General features: G+C 63.7%; 13 protein-coding genes. 2 read left to right on the forward strand and 11 right to left on the reverse strand.

Annotated features, from left to right (window positions below):
• The first annotated feature begins 88 nt into the window (after positions 1-88).
• Together JSS27_19185 and JSS27_19190 are read left to right on the forward strand one after the other, a co-directional pair.
• Positions 89-832, forward strand: coding sequence for a site-2 protease family protein (locus tag JSS27_19185; GenBank protein ID MBS0211074.1), 744 nt, complete (start codon positions 89-91; stop codon positions 830-832).
• Positions 826-1,641, forward strand: coding sequence for a hypothetical protein (locus tag JSS27_19190; protein MBS0211075.1), 816 nt, complete (start codon positions 826-828; stop codon positions 1,639-1,641). The genes JSS27_19185 and JSS27_19190 overlap by 7 nt, the downstream gene beginning before the upstream one ends.
• A gap of 20 nt (positions 1,642-1,661) precedes the next feature.
• Here JSS27_19190 and JSS27_19195 read toward each other — a convergent pair whose 3' ends face one another.
• The 11 genes from JSS27_19195 to JSS27_19245 form a co-directional block, all read right to left on the reverse strand.
• Positions 1,662-2,744, reverse strand: a complete 1,083-nt coding sequence (locus JSS27_19195) for an Mrp/NBP35 family ATP-binding protein (GenBank protein ID MBS0211076.1) — start codon at positions 2,742-2,744, stop codon at positions 1,662-1,664.
• Positions 2,745-2,958: 214 nt separating this feature from the next.
• Positions 2,959-3,429 carry a hypothetical protein gene (locus tag JSS27_19200; GenBank protein ID MBS0211077.1) on the reverse strand — a complete coding sequence of 157 codons (471 nt, stop codon included), beginning with the start codon at positions 3,427-3,429 and terminating at the stop codon, positions 2,959-2,961.
• Entirely contained in the window at positions 3,426-4,820 is a 1,395-nt protein-coding gene (locus tag JSS27_19205; protein MBS0211078.1) for a sigma 54-interacting transcriptional regulator, read from the reverse strand. Before JSS27_19205 ends, JSS27_19200 begins: the two co-directional genes overlap by 4 nt.
• Positions 4,821-4,962: 142 nt before the next feature.
• The gene (locus JSS27_19210) at positions 4,963-6,588 is read right to left on the reverse strand and encodes an NADH-quinone oxidoreductase subunit N (GenBank protein ID MBS0211079.1); all 1,626 of its coding nucleotides are present in this window, start codon (positions 6,586-6,588) and stop codon (positions 4,963-4,965) included.
• A gap of 6 nt (positions 6,589-6,594) precedes the next feature.
• On the reverse strand, positions 6,595-8,313 hold the full coding sequence (locus tag JSS27_19215) for an NADH-quinone oxidoreductase subunit M (protein MBS0211080.1): 1,719 nt from the start codon (positions 8,311-8,313) through the stop codon (positions 6,595-6,597).
• A 3-nt stretch (positions 8,314-8,316) separates the two neighbouring features.
• The gene (gene nuoL, locus JSS27_19220) at positions 8,317-10,479 is read right to left on the reverse strand and encodes an NADH-quinone oxidoreductase subunit L (GenBank protein MBS0211081.1); all 2,163 of its coding nucleotides are present in this window, start codon (positions 10,477-10,479) and stop codon (positions 8,317-8,319) included.
• A gap of 74 nt (positions 10,480-10,553) precedes the next feature.
• Positions 10,554-11,006 carry an NADH-quinone oxidoreductase subunit NuoK gene (gene nuoK / locus JSS27_19225; protein ID MBS0211082.1) on the reverse strand — a complete coding sequence of 151 codons (453 nt, stop codon included), beginning with the start codon at positions 11,004-11,006 and terminating at the stop codon, positions 10,554-10,556.
• The gene (locus JSS27_19230) at positions 10,999-11,838 is read right to left on the reverse strand and encodes an NADH-quinone oxidoreductase subunit J (protein MBS0211083.1); all 840 of its coding nucleotides are present in this window, start codon (positions 11,836-11,838) and stop codon (positions 10,999-11,001) included. The genes nuoK and JSS27_19230 overlap by 8 nt, the downstream gene beginning before the upstream one ends.
• Positions 11,835-12,368: an NADH-quinone oxidoreductase subunit I gene (locus JSS27_19235; GenBank protein ID MBS0211084.1), complete on the reverse strand. Its 534-nt coding sequence runs from the start codon at positions 12,366-12,368 to the stop codon at positions 11,835-11,837. Before JSS27_19235 ends, JSS27_19230 begins: the two co-directional genes overlap by 4 nt.
• A gap of 99 nt (positions 12,369-12,467) precedes the next feature.
• Positions 12,468-13,682 carry an NADH-quinone oxidoreductase subunit H gene (locus JSS27_19240; GenBank protein MBS0211085.1) on the reverse strand — a complete coding sequence of 405 codons (1,215 nt, stop codon included), beginning with the start codon at positions 13,680-13,682 and terminating at the stop codon, positions 12,468-12,470.
• A 76-nt stretch (positions 13,683-13,758) separates the two neighbouring features.
• On the reverse strand, positions 13,759-15,075 hold a 1,317-nt coding region (locus JSS27_19245; protein MBS0211086.1), incomplete at its 5' end, for a molybdopterin-dependent oxidoreductase.

Genomic DNA, 15,075 nt, shown 5'->3' on the forward strand with positions numbered 1-15,075 from the left:
TCACTCGGCAATGATCTCGCAAGTTATTTTTTCGTGAGCTTCTCGGCTATACTGGATGGCTTCCGCGCATTGTACTGGAGCAGCCATTTTGTTTTTATCTGCCGAACCATCCGCCACCCCGTACGACGTGCGGTTCTCGCTGTTCGGCGTGCCGATCCGCATCCACCCGCTGTTCTGGCTTTTTTCGGTGCTGATGGGGCTGAACCTGCGGGATCCGGGGCTGGTGTTCATTTGGGTGGTTGCGTGCCTGCTGGCCTTGCTGGCTCACGAGTTCGGCCACATCGCGGCCATGCGCTATTTCGACGAGCGCGGCTACATCATCCTGCACGCCTTTGGCGGGCTGGCTGTCTCGCGGGCGCGCGTGCAGCGTCCGACGTTGCCCCAAGTGGTCGTTTCACTAGCCGGGCCATTCGCTGGTTTTTTGTTCGCGCTGGCGATCTATGGCGTCCTGTTCGCGGCTGGACGCCAACCGAGTTGGGCGTTTTCGCCCACCCAAGGAATTGACGTCTCGTTCGAGCCCGTCGCGCCGGCCGGTCTCAACGCGCTCGTTGTGCTGCTGTTGGAAGTGAACATCTATTGGGGCGTTTTGAACTTGCTGCCGATCCTGCCTTTGGACGGCGGCAATGTGTCGCTGGCCCTGTTCACCGAGTGGCGGTCACGCGAGGGAGTAATTCGCGCCTTGCAGGTCTCGATCGCCACGGCCGCCATCGTGGGGGGCTATGCGTATTTCATCACCCGAGATTTCTTCTTGCCGATGTTCTTCGGCTTTTTGGGCTTCAACAACTATCAACTGTTGCAGTCGATCAGCAATCGAGGTGACCGACCGTGGTAGCCGCCGGCGCTGAACTGAAACAACGGGTGGTCCTGTTGGGGGCCAGCAACCTGACGCGCGGCTTGCCGGTGGTGCTGCGCACGCTGCACCAATTGCTCGACGGCCCGATTGAAGTGCTGGCCGCCGCCGGGCGCGGGCGCTCGTACGGCATGAAGTCCAACTTCCTGGGTCGCTCGCTGCCGGGGATTCTGCACTGCGGGCTGTGGGACGAACTGTCGCGGATCGAGCCGCGGCCGACGACGGCCCTGATCACCGATGTGGGGAACGATCTGTTGTACGAAGCCCCGGTCGAGAAGATCGTCGAGTGGGTCGAGCGCTGCTGCGACCGTCTGGCCGCAGGTACGACGCGACTGGCCCTGACTGGGTTGCCGGTGTGCAACCTCAACTCGCTATCGCAGCCGCGGTTCAAGTTCTTCCGATCGCTGTTCGTGCCGGGCTGCCAATTGACGCTGGCCGATGTGATCGGCCGCGCCAATCAGCTCGACGAGCGACTGCGTACGCTCGCTCAGGAGCGCGGCTTGGCCTGGATCGCGCAGCAAGCCGACTGGTTCGGCATCGACCCGATTCACATCCGCATGGCGACCTGGCCGGCGGCCTGGCGAACGATCCTGTCACCGCTGCGTCCGGCGACGGTCGACGCGCACGTGAATGGCGCCGCGGGACACAACGGTCACACGCCCTGGTCGCCACTGATGTGGCTCAGAACGACATTCGCCCTGCCCCAGCAAAGCGGGCTGTTTGGCCACCCGCGCCAACGAGCGCAGCCCTGCTTGATCATGCCCAACGGCAGCCGCTTGTCGCTGTATTAAGCGACGCTCGATCAATGCCGTTAGACGACGGACAACGTCGGCAGTGGTGTCCCCTGCTGCCGTCGATTGGCGGCCACCTGCTCGGCCAGATTCGTGCAGATCGACTCCAATAGCGGCGCCACGTCGGCGTTGCTGAAGTTCGCGGCCAGCCGCCCTTCATCGCCGTTGATGCGAACCTGGATATTGATCGGCAACTCGCCCAGGAACGGCACGTCGAGTTCGGTGGCCTGCTTCATCGCGCCGCCGTGGCCGAAGATGTCGTACCGCTTGCCGTTGTCGGGACAGAGGAAGTAGCTCATGTTCTCGATCATGCCCAGGACCGGAATGTTCACGGTTCGGAACATCGAGATCGCCCGCACCGCGTCGATCAACGCGACGTCCTGCGGCGTGCAGACCACCACCGCGCCGGTCAGGGGCAACAATTGCGACAGCGTGATCGCGATGTCGCCGGTCCCGGGGGGCATGTCGATGATCAGGTAGTCGAGTTCCCCCCAATCGGTGTCGCGGAGGAACTGGGTGATGATCCCGTGCAACATCGGCCCGCGCAAGGCCACTGCCTTGCCGGCCGGCACCATGAAGCCGATCGACATCACCTTCATCCCCTCGACGTCGGCCGGACGAATCTTGCGGTTGTCGTCCAGTTGCGGCTGGTGTTCGAGGCCTAGCAGGTGAGGAATGCTCGGCCCGTAGATGTCGGCGTCCATCAAACCCACGCGGCAGCCGGCGCGCTTCAACGCCCAGGCCAGTGACGCGGCCAGCGTGCTCTTGCCGACGCCCCCCTTGCCCGAGCCAACCGCGATCACGCTCTTGGCCTTCAGCCCAACCTGCCCCGCCGCCTCGGCCGGGCGCGGATGCACCACCAGGTTGACCTTCACCTCGGTCACGCCCGGCAAACGAGCTTTCAAATGCTCGGCACAGGCGGCCACGGTTTTCTGACGCAAGGGCGCTGAGTGAGTCGAAAGGGCTAGCGTCAATTCCAGCCGGCCGTTGCCGACGCGGATATCGCGCGCCTGCTGCTCGGCGTTCACGCCGCGGCCGGTCTCGGGGTCGAGAAAATCGTTCAACGCCGCCAACACCTGCTCGGAACTTGGACCAGTTGCCATCGTCACACCCAAACGGTTCGGAATCAGAACAGAGAAACTCGCCGCGATGCCCTCATGCTACGTATTGACTGACACACCAAGCCGGCGGCTTTGCCGCCGAACTCGGTGGCAGAGCCACCGGCTTGGAACCGAGGCAATACGATGCGGCATTACAAAGCGCTCGCGTCGCGCCACTCGTTGTTCTAGCGCAGCAGGTGCGTCTGGGCAAGGGGCCCTAAACGGCCTCGCCCCAGGGTAAACGCCGCCAAACGTGATCGCGCAGCGAAAGTTTCGCCTGGGGCAGATGAGATACCCGCTGGGCCGCGCGCGCGACCCAGTCGGCGAGCGTCAGCAACTCGCGCTCATGGACGACAACCGCGGTGACGCCTAGCTCGCAAAGCTCAGCCTGGTGCGACACGAGCCACGCTGGTCCGACGGCCACCAGCGCGCGAAACGTCCGCCCGGGGCGCGCTTCGCGGCGCCAGCGGCCAAGCACGTCGAAGTTCCGCTCGTGAAACTCCCAGACGCCGATCGCCGCGTCCAATGGCGTGAGTTGGGCAAAAAAGTCGTCGGCATGCCGGGCTTCGTGTACCCGCGGCGGCGCTTCGTCGGGCCAGGCCGCGCGCGGCACGGTGGCCAGCGCGCGGTGGCAGGCGAGCGCCCACCGCCCGGTCGATTCTCCCACGACGATGGCAAGGTTGCTCATGTCGGCCACCCCGGCGGCGGGCGATCCCCCGGCTCGAGTCCCAGTTGCACCAGCCGGCGATACAATCGCGGTCGCGTCATGCCCAGCAGCTTGGCCGCCCGGGTCTTGTTCCCTTTGGCGCGGCGCAACGCGCGGACTAGCAGCTCGCGCTCAATCTCGCCGAGAAAATCCTCCAGCACGATGGTTTCCTCGGGTTTGCGGGCGCGGCGCTGCGCGTCGGCCGCCAAATAAAGCCGGCGCGGCAGATCGGCCGCACTGACGCGCGGACCTTCAGCCGCGGCGTGGGCTTGCCCAACCACATCGGCCAATTCGTCGAGATCGTCCGGCCAGTGATAGGCGCAAAGCTGATCGAGCGCCTCGTCGGTGAAACCGGCCAATTGCTTGTTGATCGAGGCGTTCACTTGTTCGAGCAGAGCTTGAGCCACCAGCGGCACGTCGGCCGGCCGCTCGGCCAGCGGGACCGTCGCAATTACCAGCTCGCTCACCCGCCACGCTAGGTCAGCCAACAATCGCGGCTCATTAAGCTCGTCGAACAGGGGCGCTGACGCTGTGGCGATGATACGGAACGGCAAATCGCGCTGGCCGAACTGCTCGACCAGGCTGGCCTGCGCTTCGGCCGGCAGCTCGTCAACGTCGAGCAGCAGCAACGTCGCGCGCTCGGCGCCGGCCCGCGGAGCACTCAACCCGCGAACGGTCGCTTGCACCAACTCAGGCCCCAACAGCGGGCAGCTTAGCGGCACCAGCGGCGCCGACGCGCGGCCCGCGGCGAAATGAATCGTGCGGGCCAGCGCCTCGGCCCGGCTGCCGGCGCGGCCAAGGACCAGCACGTTGGCCGTGGCGCTTTGGGCCGCCGCGACGCGGGCGCGAAGTTGCCGCGCGGCGGGGCTGACACCGATCAACTGGTCGACGCGGTGCGCGGCGCGTTGCTCGCGACGGAATTGTTCGAGCGCGGCATGCAGCGCGCCGGCCGGCGCGGCGAAGGTGGTCGGTGTTGGCGCCTGGGCCGTCGGCGTTTCGTCATGGGCGATGGCCAGGACGCCGAACGCGCCGGAATCGGCGCTTGCCAACGGCAGGAAGTCGAAACGGCGCGCACGCGATTCGCCCGCGTGACTTATCCCGACGTTCAAGTCGATCACCTGCCAGGCCGATTGGCCGTGGAACGCTTCAGGGGGCGGGCAAAGTTGCGCGGCCAGCGGCGCAACGGCGTCGGCCGCCGGTTCGCTGTGGAACCGGCATTCCTGACCGACGAGCGTCGCGGCCTCGCCGCCGAGCCAAGCCTGGGCGGCCGGGTTCACGTAGACGATCTTGTGATCGCTATCGAGCGCATAGACCGGCTGTGTTACAGCGTCGAAAAGCTGCACGATTCCGGCGATTTGACGACGACGGGGCATGGCACAACGCCAAGTGCAAAGAATAGCCGGCGCGCGACCGAACGGCCGAGGTTAAGGCGCGGGGCGGCTCAGCTATCCAGTCTAAGCCGAGGCTTGCCGGTCACCAAGCAGAAAAGAGCCCGAGAAAGCCCCCCCGCGGAGTCTAGCGTGCCGCTGCCACTTCGGACTTCGGGCGAGTCTCCATCACCTGGCTGGTGGCGGTGTTTTTAGCCGGCCGAGTAGCGGCGACGGCCGAGCGCGATTGCTGGTCGAGCCCCGACGGGTGAATGCCGACGAGCACCACGCCGACCAGGCAGGCGAGCATGCCCAGCATCGCCCCGACGCCCCCTTGAGCCCGCAACTCGCCCGTGGCGGGGCGGAAAAAGAGGGCCGCGACGATCCGCAGGTAATAGGCGGCCGCAATGGCGGCATTCAACACACCGACGATGGCCAGGGCCATCAGCCAGCGACTGAGCGAGGCGGCGTCGGGGCCGGTGATGATCGTTTGCGGCAATTGCAGATCGAGCGCCGTCTCGACCGCGCCGGTGAACAAGGCCAGCTTCCCCCAGAAACCCGCCAGCGGTGGAATGCCCGCCAGGCTGAACATGAAGACGGCAATCGCGATGGCCGCCATGGGCTGGGTGCGCCCCGCGCCGGCCAGATCGTCGACCGTTTCGACTTGCGCGTGTTGCGAGCCCAACCAGGCCAGCGCGGCGAATGTGCCGAGCGTCGCCAAGGCGTACACCGCCAGGTAGAAGAACACGCCGGCCGCGCCGTTGAACACGGCCGGCTGCTCACGATGGCCGATCACCGCAAAGTAAACCGCCACGCCAATTAACATGTAGCCCGCGTGGGCGATCGATGAATAGGCCAGCAGGCGGCGGAGGTTGTCCTGCCACAAGGCCATCACGTTCCCCACCGTCATGGTGACGATGGCCAGAATCAGCGTCACGCGCCAGCCGAAGGTTTCGAGCCCCGGCATGGCCACCAGCATCACGCGCATAATCGCGACGAAGCCGACGATCTTGGGAAGGACCGACAACAGGGCCGCGTTGACGTGCGTGGTCCCCTGGTACACGTCGGGGGCGTAGAAGTGGAACGGCACCGCGGTAATTCGGAAGCCGAAGCTCGCGAACAGCAGAATCAGCGCGATCAAGCCGATCAAACCAGCGCCGTAAGGATCGGTCGACTGTTTGGCCAGCGTGTCATGAATGGCCGCCAGGTTCGTCGAGCCAGTCGCACCGTACAGAAAGCTGAAGCCGTACAACAGCACGGCCGACGAGACGATGCTGAGGAAGAAGTATTTGATCGTGGCTTCTTGCGACTCGCTGCCTCGCCGAGCGACGTACAACAATACGTAGGTCGGAATCGAAACCAGTTCCAGCCCCAGGAACAGTAGCACCAAATCCCGGGCCGAGGCTACGAGCATGGTGCCGGCCACGGCCATCAGCAACGTGCCGATCTGTTCCGACTCGTGCGAGCGAGGCGTCGGCCGATAGCTCATGCACAACAGCACGAACCCGACGCCCAGCGTCAGCCAGCGGATGTAGCTGCTGAACAGGTCGGCCGACAGCGAGTTGCCCGGGCCGGCCAGCGTGCTGGTCTCGCCGTGGGGGGCCAACAGCGCGAACGCCGCGGCGAGGAAACCAACCACGCCCAGCGAGCGGCTGAGGCGTTGTTCGAGTCCAGGGTTCGTGTCCCCGCGGAACGCACCGACCAGATAAATGATCGTGGCGGTGGCGATCAGAATCGTTTCCGGGGCGAGATACCAAACGCTTTCCAAGGTCACAGTCGATTACTCCTCGCCTCGGGGCGCTTGAGCGGCCAGGCGCGCGGCACCGGCAGCGGGCACGTCGCGCGCCGGGCGAACTTCGGCGGCGGCGACGCTGGGGCCATATTGCTTGAAGAGCGCCGCTTGGGCCGGCGCGCTGGTCTTGTGCAAGTCGGCGGCCATCGGCGTCAGGAAGTGCTGCGGCGCCAGACCGATCCAGAACATCAATGCCACCAACGGCGCCAGGGCCAGCACCTCGCGCAGCCCCAAGTCGCGCGGACCCGGGGGCAGCGGGGCTTCGTGATGGTGACCGTGATCATCGTGGCTATGCGCTTCGTGCGCGTGGGCCGCGTGGTGACCGTCGCCATGATGGGCCGGCTCTTTCAGCGGGCCAAAGAAGACGCGTTGCACCAGCCAGAGCATGTACCAGGCCCCTAGGATCACGCCAAACACCGCCAACACGGCGATCAGCGTCCACTGGCACTGCCAGATGGCCGGTGCGTCGGCGTAGCCGCGCTGGAACATGCCGGCCAGGATCAGGAACTCGCCGGCAAAGCCGTTCAGGCCCGGCAGACCGATGCTCGAGAACGTGAACAGCAACATGAAGAAAGCCAGAATCGGCGTCCGCCGCGCCAACCCACTTAGCTCGGCGATTTGCCGTGTGTGATACCGTTCGTAGGTCATACCGACCACGGCGAACAAGCCGCCGGTTGACAAGCCGTGGTTAATCATTTGCAGCACGCCCCCCTGCACGCTCAGGGCGTTGAGGGCGAAGATGCCCAGCATGCAATAGCCCAGGTGGCTGACGCTGCTATAGGCGATCAGCCGTTTGATGTCCGTCTGGGCCAGCGCGACGAGCGCGCCATAAATGATGCCAGCCGCCGATAGCCACAGCACCCACGGCATCCAGGCCACGGTTGCCTCGGGCAATAGCGGCAGGTTGAACCGCAGGAAGCCGTAGGTGCCGATCTTCAGCAAAATGCCGGCCAGAATCACGCTCCCCGCCGTGGGAGCTTGCACGTGGGCCAAGGGCAACCAGGTGTGCAGCGGGAACAATGGCACCTTGATGGCAAAGCCGGCGAACAGCGCCCCGAAGATCCAGCATTGCAGCGCCGGGTCGATCGGATGCTTGGCCAAGTTCTGGGTCAGCCCAGGTAGATAGAACGACATCACGCCCGAGCCGCTATGCGCGTAATCCCACAGGACAATGCTCAGCAGTCCGAGGAACGTCAGCAAGCTGCCGGCCAGGGTGAACAGAAAAAACTTCACCGCGGCGTAGCGGCGATCTTCGCTTCCCCAAATCCCGATCAGGAAGAAGAGCGGAATCAGCGTGAACTCGAAGAAGATATAGAACAAGATCACGTCGCGCGCGGCAAACACGCCGAGCATGCCCGTCTCGAGCAACAACAGCAGGGCGTAGAACGCCGGGGCGCGATCTTCGATGGCTTCCCAACTGACCAGGATGGCTGTCACGCTCAACAGCGCCGACAAGCCGAACATCCACAAGCTAAGCCCGTCGAGTCCCAGGGCGAAGCGGATGTCAACGATATTGGAAGCGCTGAACCAGGGCACGTCGATCAACGGGCGCTCCTCGGGCAAGATCACGGCCGCGGCAAAAGCCAACGTGACCAGCGACGTGATCAGCGCGATCCGTCGGGCGTTGGCGCGGCCGGCTTCGGCCGTGAGCCAAATGGCCAGCACGCCCAGCAGCGGCAAAAACGTCGTGACAAGCAACAGGTTCATCGGCTATCGACTTTCCAATTCGGTCAACAGGACGGGCGTCGTCGGCGCGGGGGTGTGCCGGCCGGTTTTGGCCGGCGCGGGCTCGGCGCCGGAGGGCTGCCAAAGCAACATCGTTCCCATCAGGATCAACAGGCCCAGCATCATGGCCAGGGCGTAAAATTGGGCCAGGCCCCCCTGCAACGTACGCAGGCCGGCGCCGATGATCGGCGGAATGCGCCCGACCAGGTTCACCAGGCCGTCGATGACCCAGCGGTCGAGCCAGTAGCTGATCCAGGCCAACACGCGCAGCGGGAAGACCACCAAGGCGTCGTAAATCTGATCAAGGAAAAACTTGTTGTATGACAGCCAGTACAAGCGGAAGCCCCGCGCCGATTGCAGCAAGTCGGCCAGCCGAGTCACCTCGCGACGATCGCCCAAATACAAATACGCGGCCAGTGCGATGCCGGCCAGGGCCAGCACCGTGCTGATGGCGGCAACGTCCATGTGGAACTCGTGGGACAGGCCTTCGCCAAAAACCTTCGAGTAAGCCAGCGACGGCGTGCGCACTAGGAAGTTGGCAAAGCCATGCGTGAACTCGAAATACGCGCCAACCACCAGCGAGCAGACCGCCAAAATCATCAACGGAATCGTCATCGAGCGCGGCGATTCGTGGGCGTGGCTGCCGGCCTCGAGGGGAACTTTCACTGGGCCGTAGAAGGTCATGAACAAGGCGCGAAACGTGTAGAACGCGGTCATGAACGCGGTCAGCAGCGCGCCGTAGTAGAGCCAACCGTAGACCGCTGCATAAGCTCCATGATGATGAGGATCAGCCGCATGATGCACCGCAGCCAGGATTTGATCCTTGCTCCAGAAGCCAGCGAACGGCACCACGCCGGCCAGGGCCAGCGCCCCGAACCAGAAAGTGCGGAAGGTCCAGGGCATGATGTGGCGCAGGCCACTGAACTTGCGCATGTCGATGATGTGTCCCATGGCGTGCATCACGCTGCCCGAGCCCAAGAACAACAGCGCCTTGAAGAAGGCGTGAGTGAACAGGTGGAACATGCCCGCCACGATGCCGGCCAGGCTACCCGTGCCGAGCGACAGGAACATGTAGCCCAACTGGCTGACGGTCGAGTAAGCCATCACGCGCTTCAGATCGTTTTGCGTCAGCGCGATCAGGCCGGCCAGCAAGGCGGTGAATCCACCGATGCAACTGACGATGAGCTGTGCCTCGGGGGCCAACTGGAACAGCGGCGAACAACGCGCGATCAGGTAGACGCCGGCCGTGACCATCGTGGCGGCGTGGATCAGCGCGCTGACCGGAGTGGGGCCTTCCATCGCGTCGGGCAACCAGACGTGCAGCGGGAACTGGGCGCTCTTGCCAAACGCGCCGGTCATCAGACCCGCGGCGATCCAAAACGCCGTGGCCCCACCAATGAACAACGCCGGGTTGGCCAACCGCGACTGTCCCAGCACGCCGCGGACGATTTCGCCGTTGACCTCGGTATCGTGGAAGTTGAGCGTGCCGTAGGTGGTCCAAATCAAAAACACGCCGAGCGCAAAGGCAAAGTCGCCAATTCGATTGACCAGAAAGGCTTTCTTGCCGGCGGCGGCGGCCTCGGGCTTCTGGTACCAGAAGCCGATCAGCAGATAGCTGCAAACACCGACCGCTTCCCAGAACACATACAACAGCGCGAAGTTGCTGACCGAAACAAGCATCGTCATCGAAAACACGAACAGCGACACATAGGCGAAGAACCGCCAATAGCCCGGATCACCCTGCATGTACCCGCTGGCGTAAATCGCCACCAACGTGGCGATGAACGTGACCATGCAGAGCATGATCGAGGTGAGCGGGTCGGCCCGCAGCGAGACCTCGACGTTGAAATCAGCAACCTTGGGCGCGACGGTCTGACTGGCTGGCTTGGGATGGTACGCGTCGGCGACGTCGGCCCACGTCCACAAGGTCTCAACGTGTTCGACTCCTACCTCGCCGTCGCTGAACGACATGACCTGGTAGAGCAACATCAAGCTGCAGATGAACGACAGGCCGATCGCCACCACGCAGGGGACGTGGCTCTTCTCTTTGAACATGCGCTTGCCGAGCGCGCCGATCAGCAGCGCGGCTGCCAGGGGCAGCGCTGGGATCAACACCATCAGCGAGCGGAGATTCACGGTATCAGGCATAGTTGGCGTCAGACGTGTTTTCGATCAAACAAGGTTACGATCAAACGTGTTTGCGGATCGGATGCGTTTGCTGGTCAGACATGGAGCCGGTGTCTCAGTTCGTCTTGCTTCTCGGGTGACAACGGCGCTTCGCGCCCGGCCGGCGTCAGTTCGGGCCACTCGGGCTTGGGGTGAATGTCGGCCGGCAACTCTTCGTCGATGAACGCCGGTTGATTCGCTTCGCGCAGCGACTGCCAATCGGCGATGTCGAGCCGATCGGTGTGGTGATACAGCATCAGCACCAAGGCCAAGGCGGTCGCGGCCTCGCAGGCGGCCACCGTCAAAATGACGATCACCAGCACCTGGCCGTCGAAGTTGTTGTGGTAGCGGCCCCAGGCGACCAGGCTGAGCGAGACGCCTTGCAGCATCATTTCGGCGCACAGAAACATGACGATCATGTTCCGCCGGGCCAGCAGCCCGACCAGGCCGATGCCGAACAACAGCGCGCCGACCACCAGGTAATTGTGCAGCAGTTGGACTTCACCCATGAGCGCGTCCTCCCACCGAGCGAGCCGGATGGTCGAGTCGGCGCGTCGAGCTGACGATGGCCACCGCCCCGACCAGGGCCACCAGCAACAGCGTGCCCGCCACTTCGATGGCGATCAGGTGCGTGCTGAACAGTCGCCCACCCAAGGAAGCAACATGCTCCGGGTTGAGCACGCCGGCGGCACGATCGACCGGCTGGTCGGTTTCGAGCCAGAAGCGCGGCGTCGGCTGACCCTCGGCCACTTGCGACGGTTGCATGGCCTGGCTCAGGGCCATGGTCAAAACGCCGACCATCACTGCGCCAGCGAACGCCGACAGGGCGGCTTCCCAACTGACACGATCGTAAAAGGCGTGCCCCTCGGGCTGGGCCAGCATCAACACGAACAGGAACGTGACCAGAATCGCCCCGGCGTAGACGACCACCGTCGCCACGCCCAGGAACTGGGAGCCTTGATACATGAACAAGCCCCCCACGCCGAGCAAGGTGAGCGCGAACCAAATGGCACAGTAAACCGGCGAGCGGAACGTGACGGTGCAGACGGCCGAGCCGACCGTCAGAGCCGCCAGCGCCAGAAATACTACGTCTTCGGCCCACGAGCCCAACAACGGGCCAGCGAACTTCCATTGCGGTGATGGACCGTTGCGATAGAACGTCAGGCCAAAGTGGACCAGCAGCGTCAACAGCGCCAAGCCAGCCGCTACCAGACCAGTGCCGGCTTGCCGACCACTGCGACCGCCGCGCGGCAGCAACAGCCAGAGCCCGGCGGCGAATAACAGGGTGGCCAGCGCCAACGGCCATTGAGCGACGATCATCCCGGCGCCGCCGTCGATCATAGGGTGCCTCCGTACTGAATCGACTTCATCGGCTCGGCATCCTTGGTCATGTCGAAGACGCTCAACAGCTTTTCCTTGTCAAAGATCATTTCCTCGCGGCTGCGCCCGGTCAGATCGTACAAGCTGGTCAGCTCGATCGCGTCGACCGGGCAAGCTTCTTCGCACATGCCACAGAAAATGCACCGCAGCTCGTCGATCGTGAAGCTCTCGGGATACTTCTCGCGGTCGGGCCAGGGGCTTTCCACGCCGATGATGTCGATGCAGTGGGCCGGGCAAGCCGTGGCACAGAGAAAGCAAGCCACGCACTTCACGCGACCGTGCTCGTCCTTGTTCAAGCGGTGGACGCCCCGGTAGATCAGCGGATTGCCGGGCTGGTGACGCACCTCGGGGAAACTGACGGTGATCTTCGGCCCCACCAGGTGGCGCGCCGTCGTCGTCAGCCCTTGGACCAGCAGCGGCAAATACATCTTGCCGGTCAAGCCGAGCTTCGGCTCTTCAATCCATTTCACGTTGGGGTCGTCGGCACGCATGGTATGAGGAAGTTGCTAGTTGCTGGTTGCTAGTTCTGAGTTAAATGCAGTAGGCAGATGTTCGTCGTCTTGTCTAATTGCTAATTGCTAATCGCTTCGTCATTCACTAATCGCTTCCAGGCGCGGGCGGTTGTCTGTTTGCAGCGGTGTGAAGATTGCCGCGATCGTCCAGGCGACGATGGCGATGCCCCACATGGCGGCCATGGCCCACACCGGCGAAAATCCAAGCTTGTTCTCGGCCTTGTCCCAGCCGAATTCGACCAGCACCGCCACCGCGGCCAGATTCACCAGCCCCAGCGGCAGCATCACCTTCCAGGCCAGGTCCATCAGTTGGTCAAAGCGGAACCGCGGCCAACTCCAACGGGCGAGCATGAAGAACACGATCACCGCCAGCACCTTCCCTTGCAGCACCAGGACCCGCATGATCGCTTCAAACCAGGTGACTTCATCCTTGCTGCTGCCGGTCAGGCCCCAGAAGTGCCAGCCGCCGAAGAACAAAATCACGATCAGGAACGCCGCTGTCACCATGTGCAAGAACTCGGCGATCAAGAACATCAAGAGCCGCATGCCGGCGTACTCGGTGTGATAACCGCCAACGAGCTCCTGTTCGCACTCGGGCAAGTCGAACGGCAACCGCGCCGCCTCGGCAAAGGCCGCCACGACAAACGTGACGAAACCGATCGGCTGCAAGAACATGTTCCAAACGCCTGTCGAGGCCTGCTGGTCGATGACGTTTTCGAGCCGCAGTGAGCCACTCATCAGCACCACGCCCAACAGCCCCAGCCCCAAGGGCAATTCATAGGCGATCAACTGGGCACTGCTGCGCAGGCCGCCCAGGAAGCTGTACTTGCTGTTGCTGGCCCAACCGCCCAGGATCACGCCGTACACCGCGATGCTCGACAAGGCAAAGACGTAGATAATGCCGACATCGAAAGCTGGCGCCACGCAAAGCTGAATCGGCTGCTCGACTCCTTCGATGCCCAAGTCCTTCGGCAGCACGCTGCCAAACGGAATCGCGGCAAAGATCGCCAGCGCCGCCGTCAGGATCACGATCGGCGCAATGGTGAACAAACCGCGATCAACCTGAGCCGGCGTGTTCTCTTCCTTGAAGATAAACTTCAGGCCGTCGGCCAGCGGTTGGCCCAGGCCGAAGAGCTTGAACTTGGTGAGCGGGATGCCGACGCGGTTGGGGCCCACGCGGTCCTGCGTCCAAGCGGCGATCCACCGCTCGAGCAGCACCAAATAGGCCGCCGCCGTCATCAGCCCCCCGATCATCAGGGCAATCTTCACCAGCGCGACTACCACCGTTTCCATCGCCAATTCACCTGCGGACGTTGATACGAACTTGTTCTCGATATGCGGCACGCGACGTTTCGCGCGCCCAGGGCTCTTAGGCCGGCGCGGCGGCCGCAGTTGTTGCCGCCGCTTCGCCATTAGCCAGTTGATTCAATTTTAGGTCGACGCCTTGCTCGGGCACTTCGGAACCGGCCAGCGAGAAGTACGGAATCGCGGCGGCCAGTTCGCTGAGCACCTTGCGGGCGTTGTACAGCCCAGTCCGATCCGACAGCCGCCAGTAGAGCGCCCCCTCGGGCACCACGCCGGCCGGTGGACGAATGGCCCAGCGAACCGATTGCAGCCGATCGTTGGCGTTGACGAACGAGCCATCGCGCTCGGCAAAGGCACCGGCCGGCAACCGCCAATCGGCCCGCTCCCAGAGCGGCGAGTTGAACATGTCCTGCACGACTACCACGCCGACCTTGTCAAAGACCACCGACTCGGCGTCATTGATCCACGGGTGTGGGTAACCGGCCGTGATCCACAAGCCGCCGAACTCTCCTTGCGCGGCCTTGGCCAGCACATCTTCCCAGCGCGGCACCGCGTGCATGTAGTGCTGGACGACTTTCTCGACACCGCGGCGGTTCGGGCACTTCTCGGCGCGAATCGTGAAGCCGTTCTTGAACTTCTCGTCTTCGCCGACCACCGGTACCGGGCCCAGGGCCAGGTAAGCCTGGGGATCGAACGAACGGACCAACTCGGCCAACAGGTACGCCTCTTCCACGGTCAAATGCGGCGACAAGACCGCAGCCAGCCGGCCGGCCGATTGCAGCGCGGCCTTCAACTGGACCGCCACATCGTGCCATTCGACGTTCACGTGGCCAGGGCCCTGGCGACGACCGGGGAGCGTGAGCCGCTCGGGGCTGTGAATGTAGTGAAAGCCGTAACGCCCTTCGTCGCACATCCACCACTGGTTGATGTGCGGGTTCTCGCGCGGCTTCAAACGGTGAACCGTGTCTTGATTCTCTTCGATCGTGATCGAGCAGCCCGTCGCACAGCCGGTGCAAACGCTGTTGTGCTTGCGCATGAACCAGACGCGCTGCCGATACAGGAAGTCCTTGTCCCCCAGCGCGCCAACCGGGCACAGATCGACCACGTTGCCCGACATCTTGTTGGCCAGCGGGTAGCCGGGAAAGACGTCGATCTCTTCGTGGCTGCCGCGGTTGATGACCAGTAGCTCGCTGGTGCCGGTGATTTCGCGCGTAAAGCGGACACAGCGCGTACACATCACACAGCGGTCGACGAACAGCGTGACCGTGTCACCCATCTCGCGGCGACGGCTGGTGAAGGGTTGAACGTCGGCGCGGCGCTCGGGCTGGCCGTGTTCGAAGTGATAGTCCTGCAACAGGCACTCGCCCGCCTTGTCGCAGAT

It is taken from the genome of Planctomycetota bacterium (assembly GCA_018242585.1).
Lineage (GTDB): Bacteria > Planctomycetota > Planctomycetia > Pirellulales > PNKZ01 > JAFEBQ01.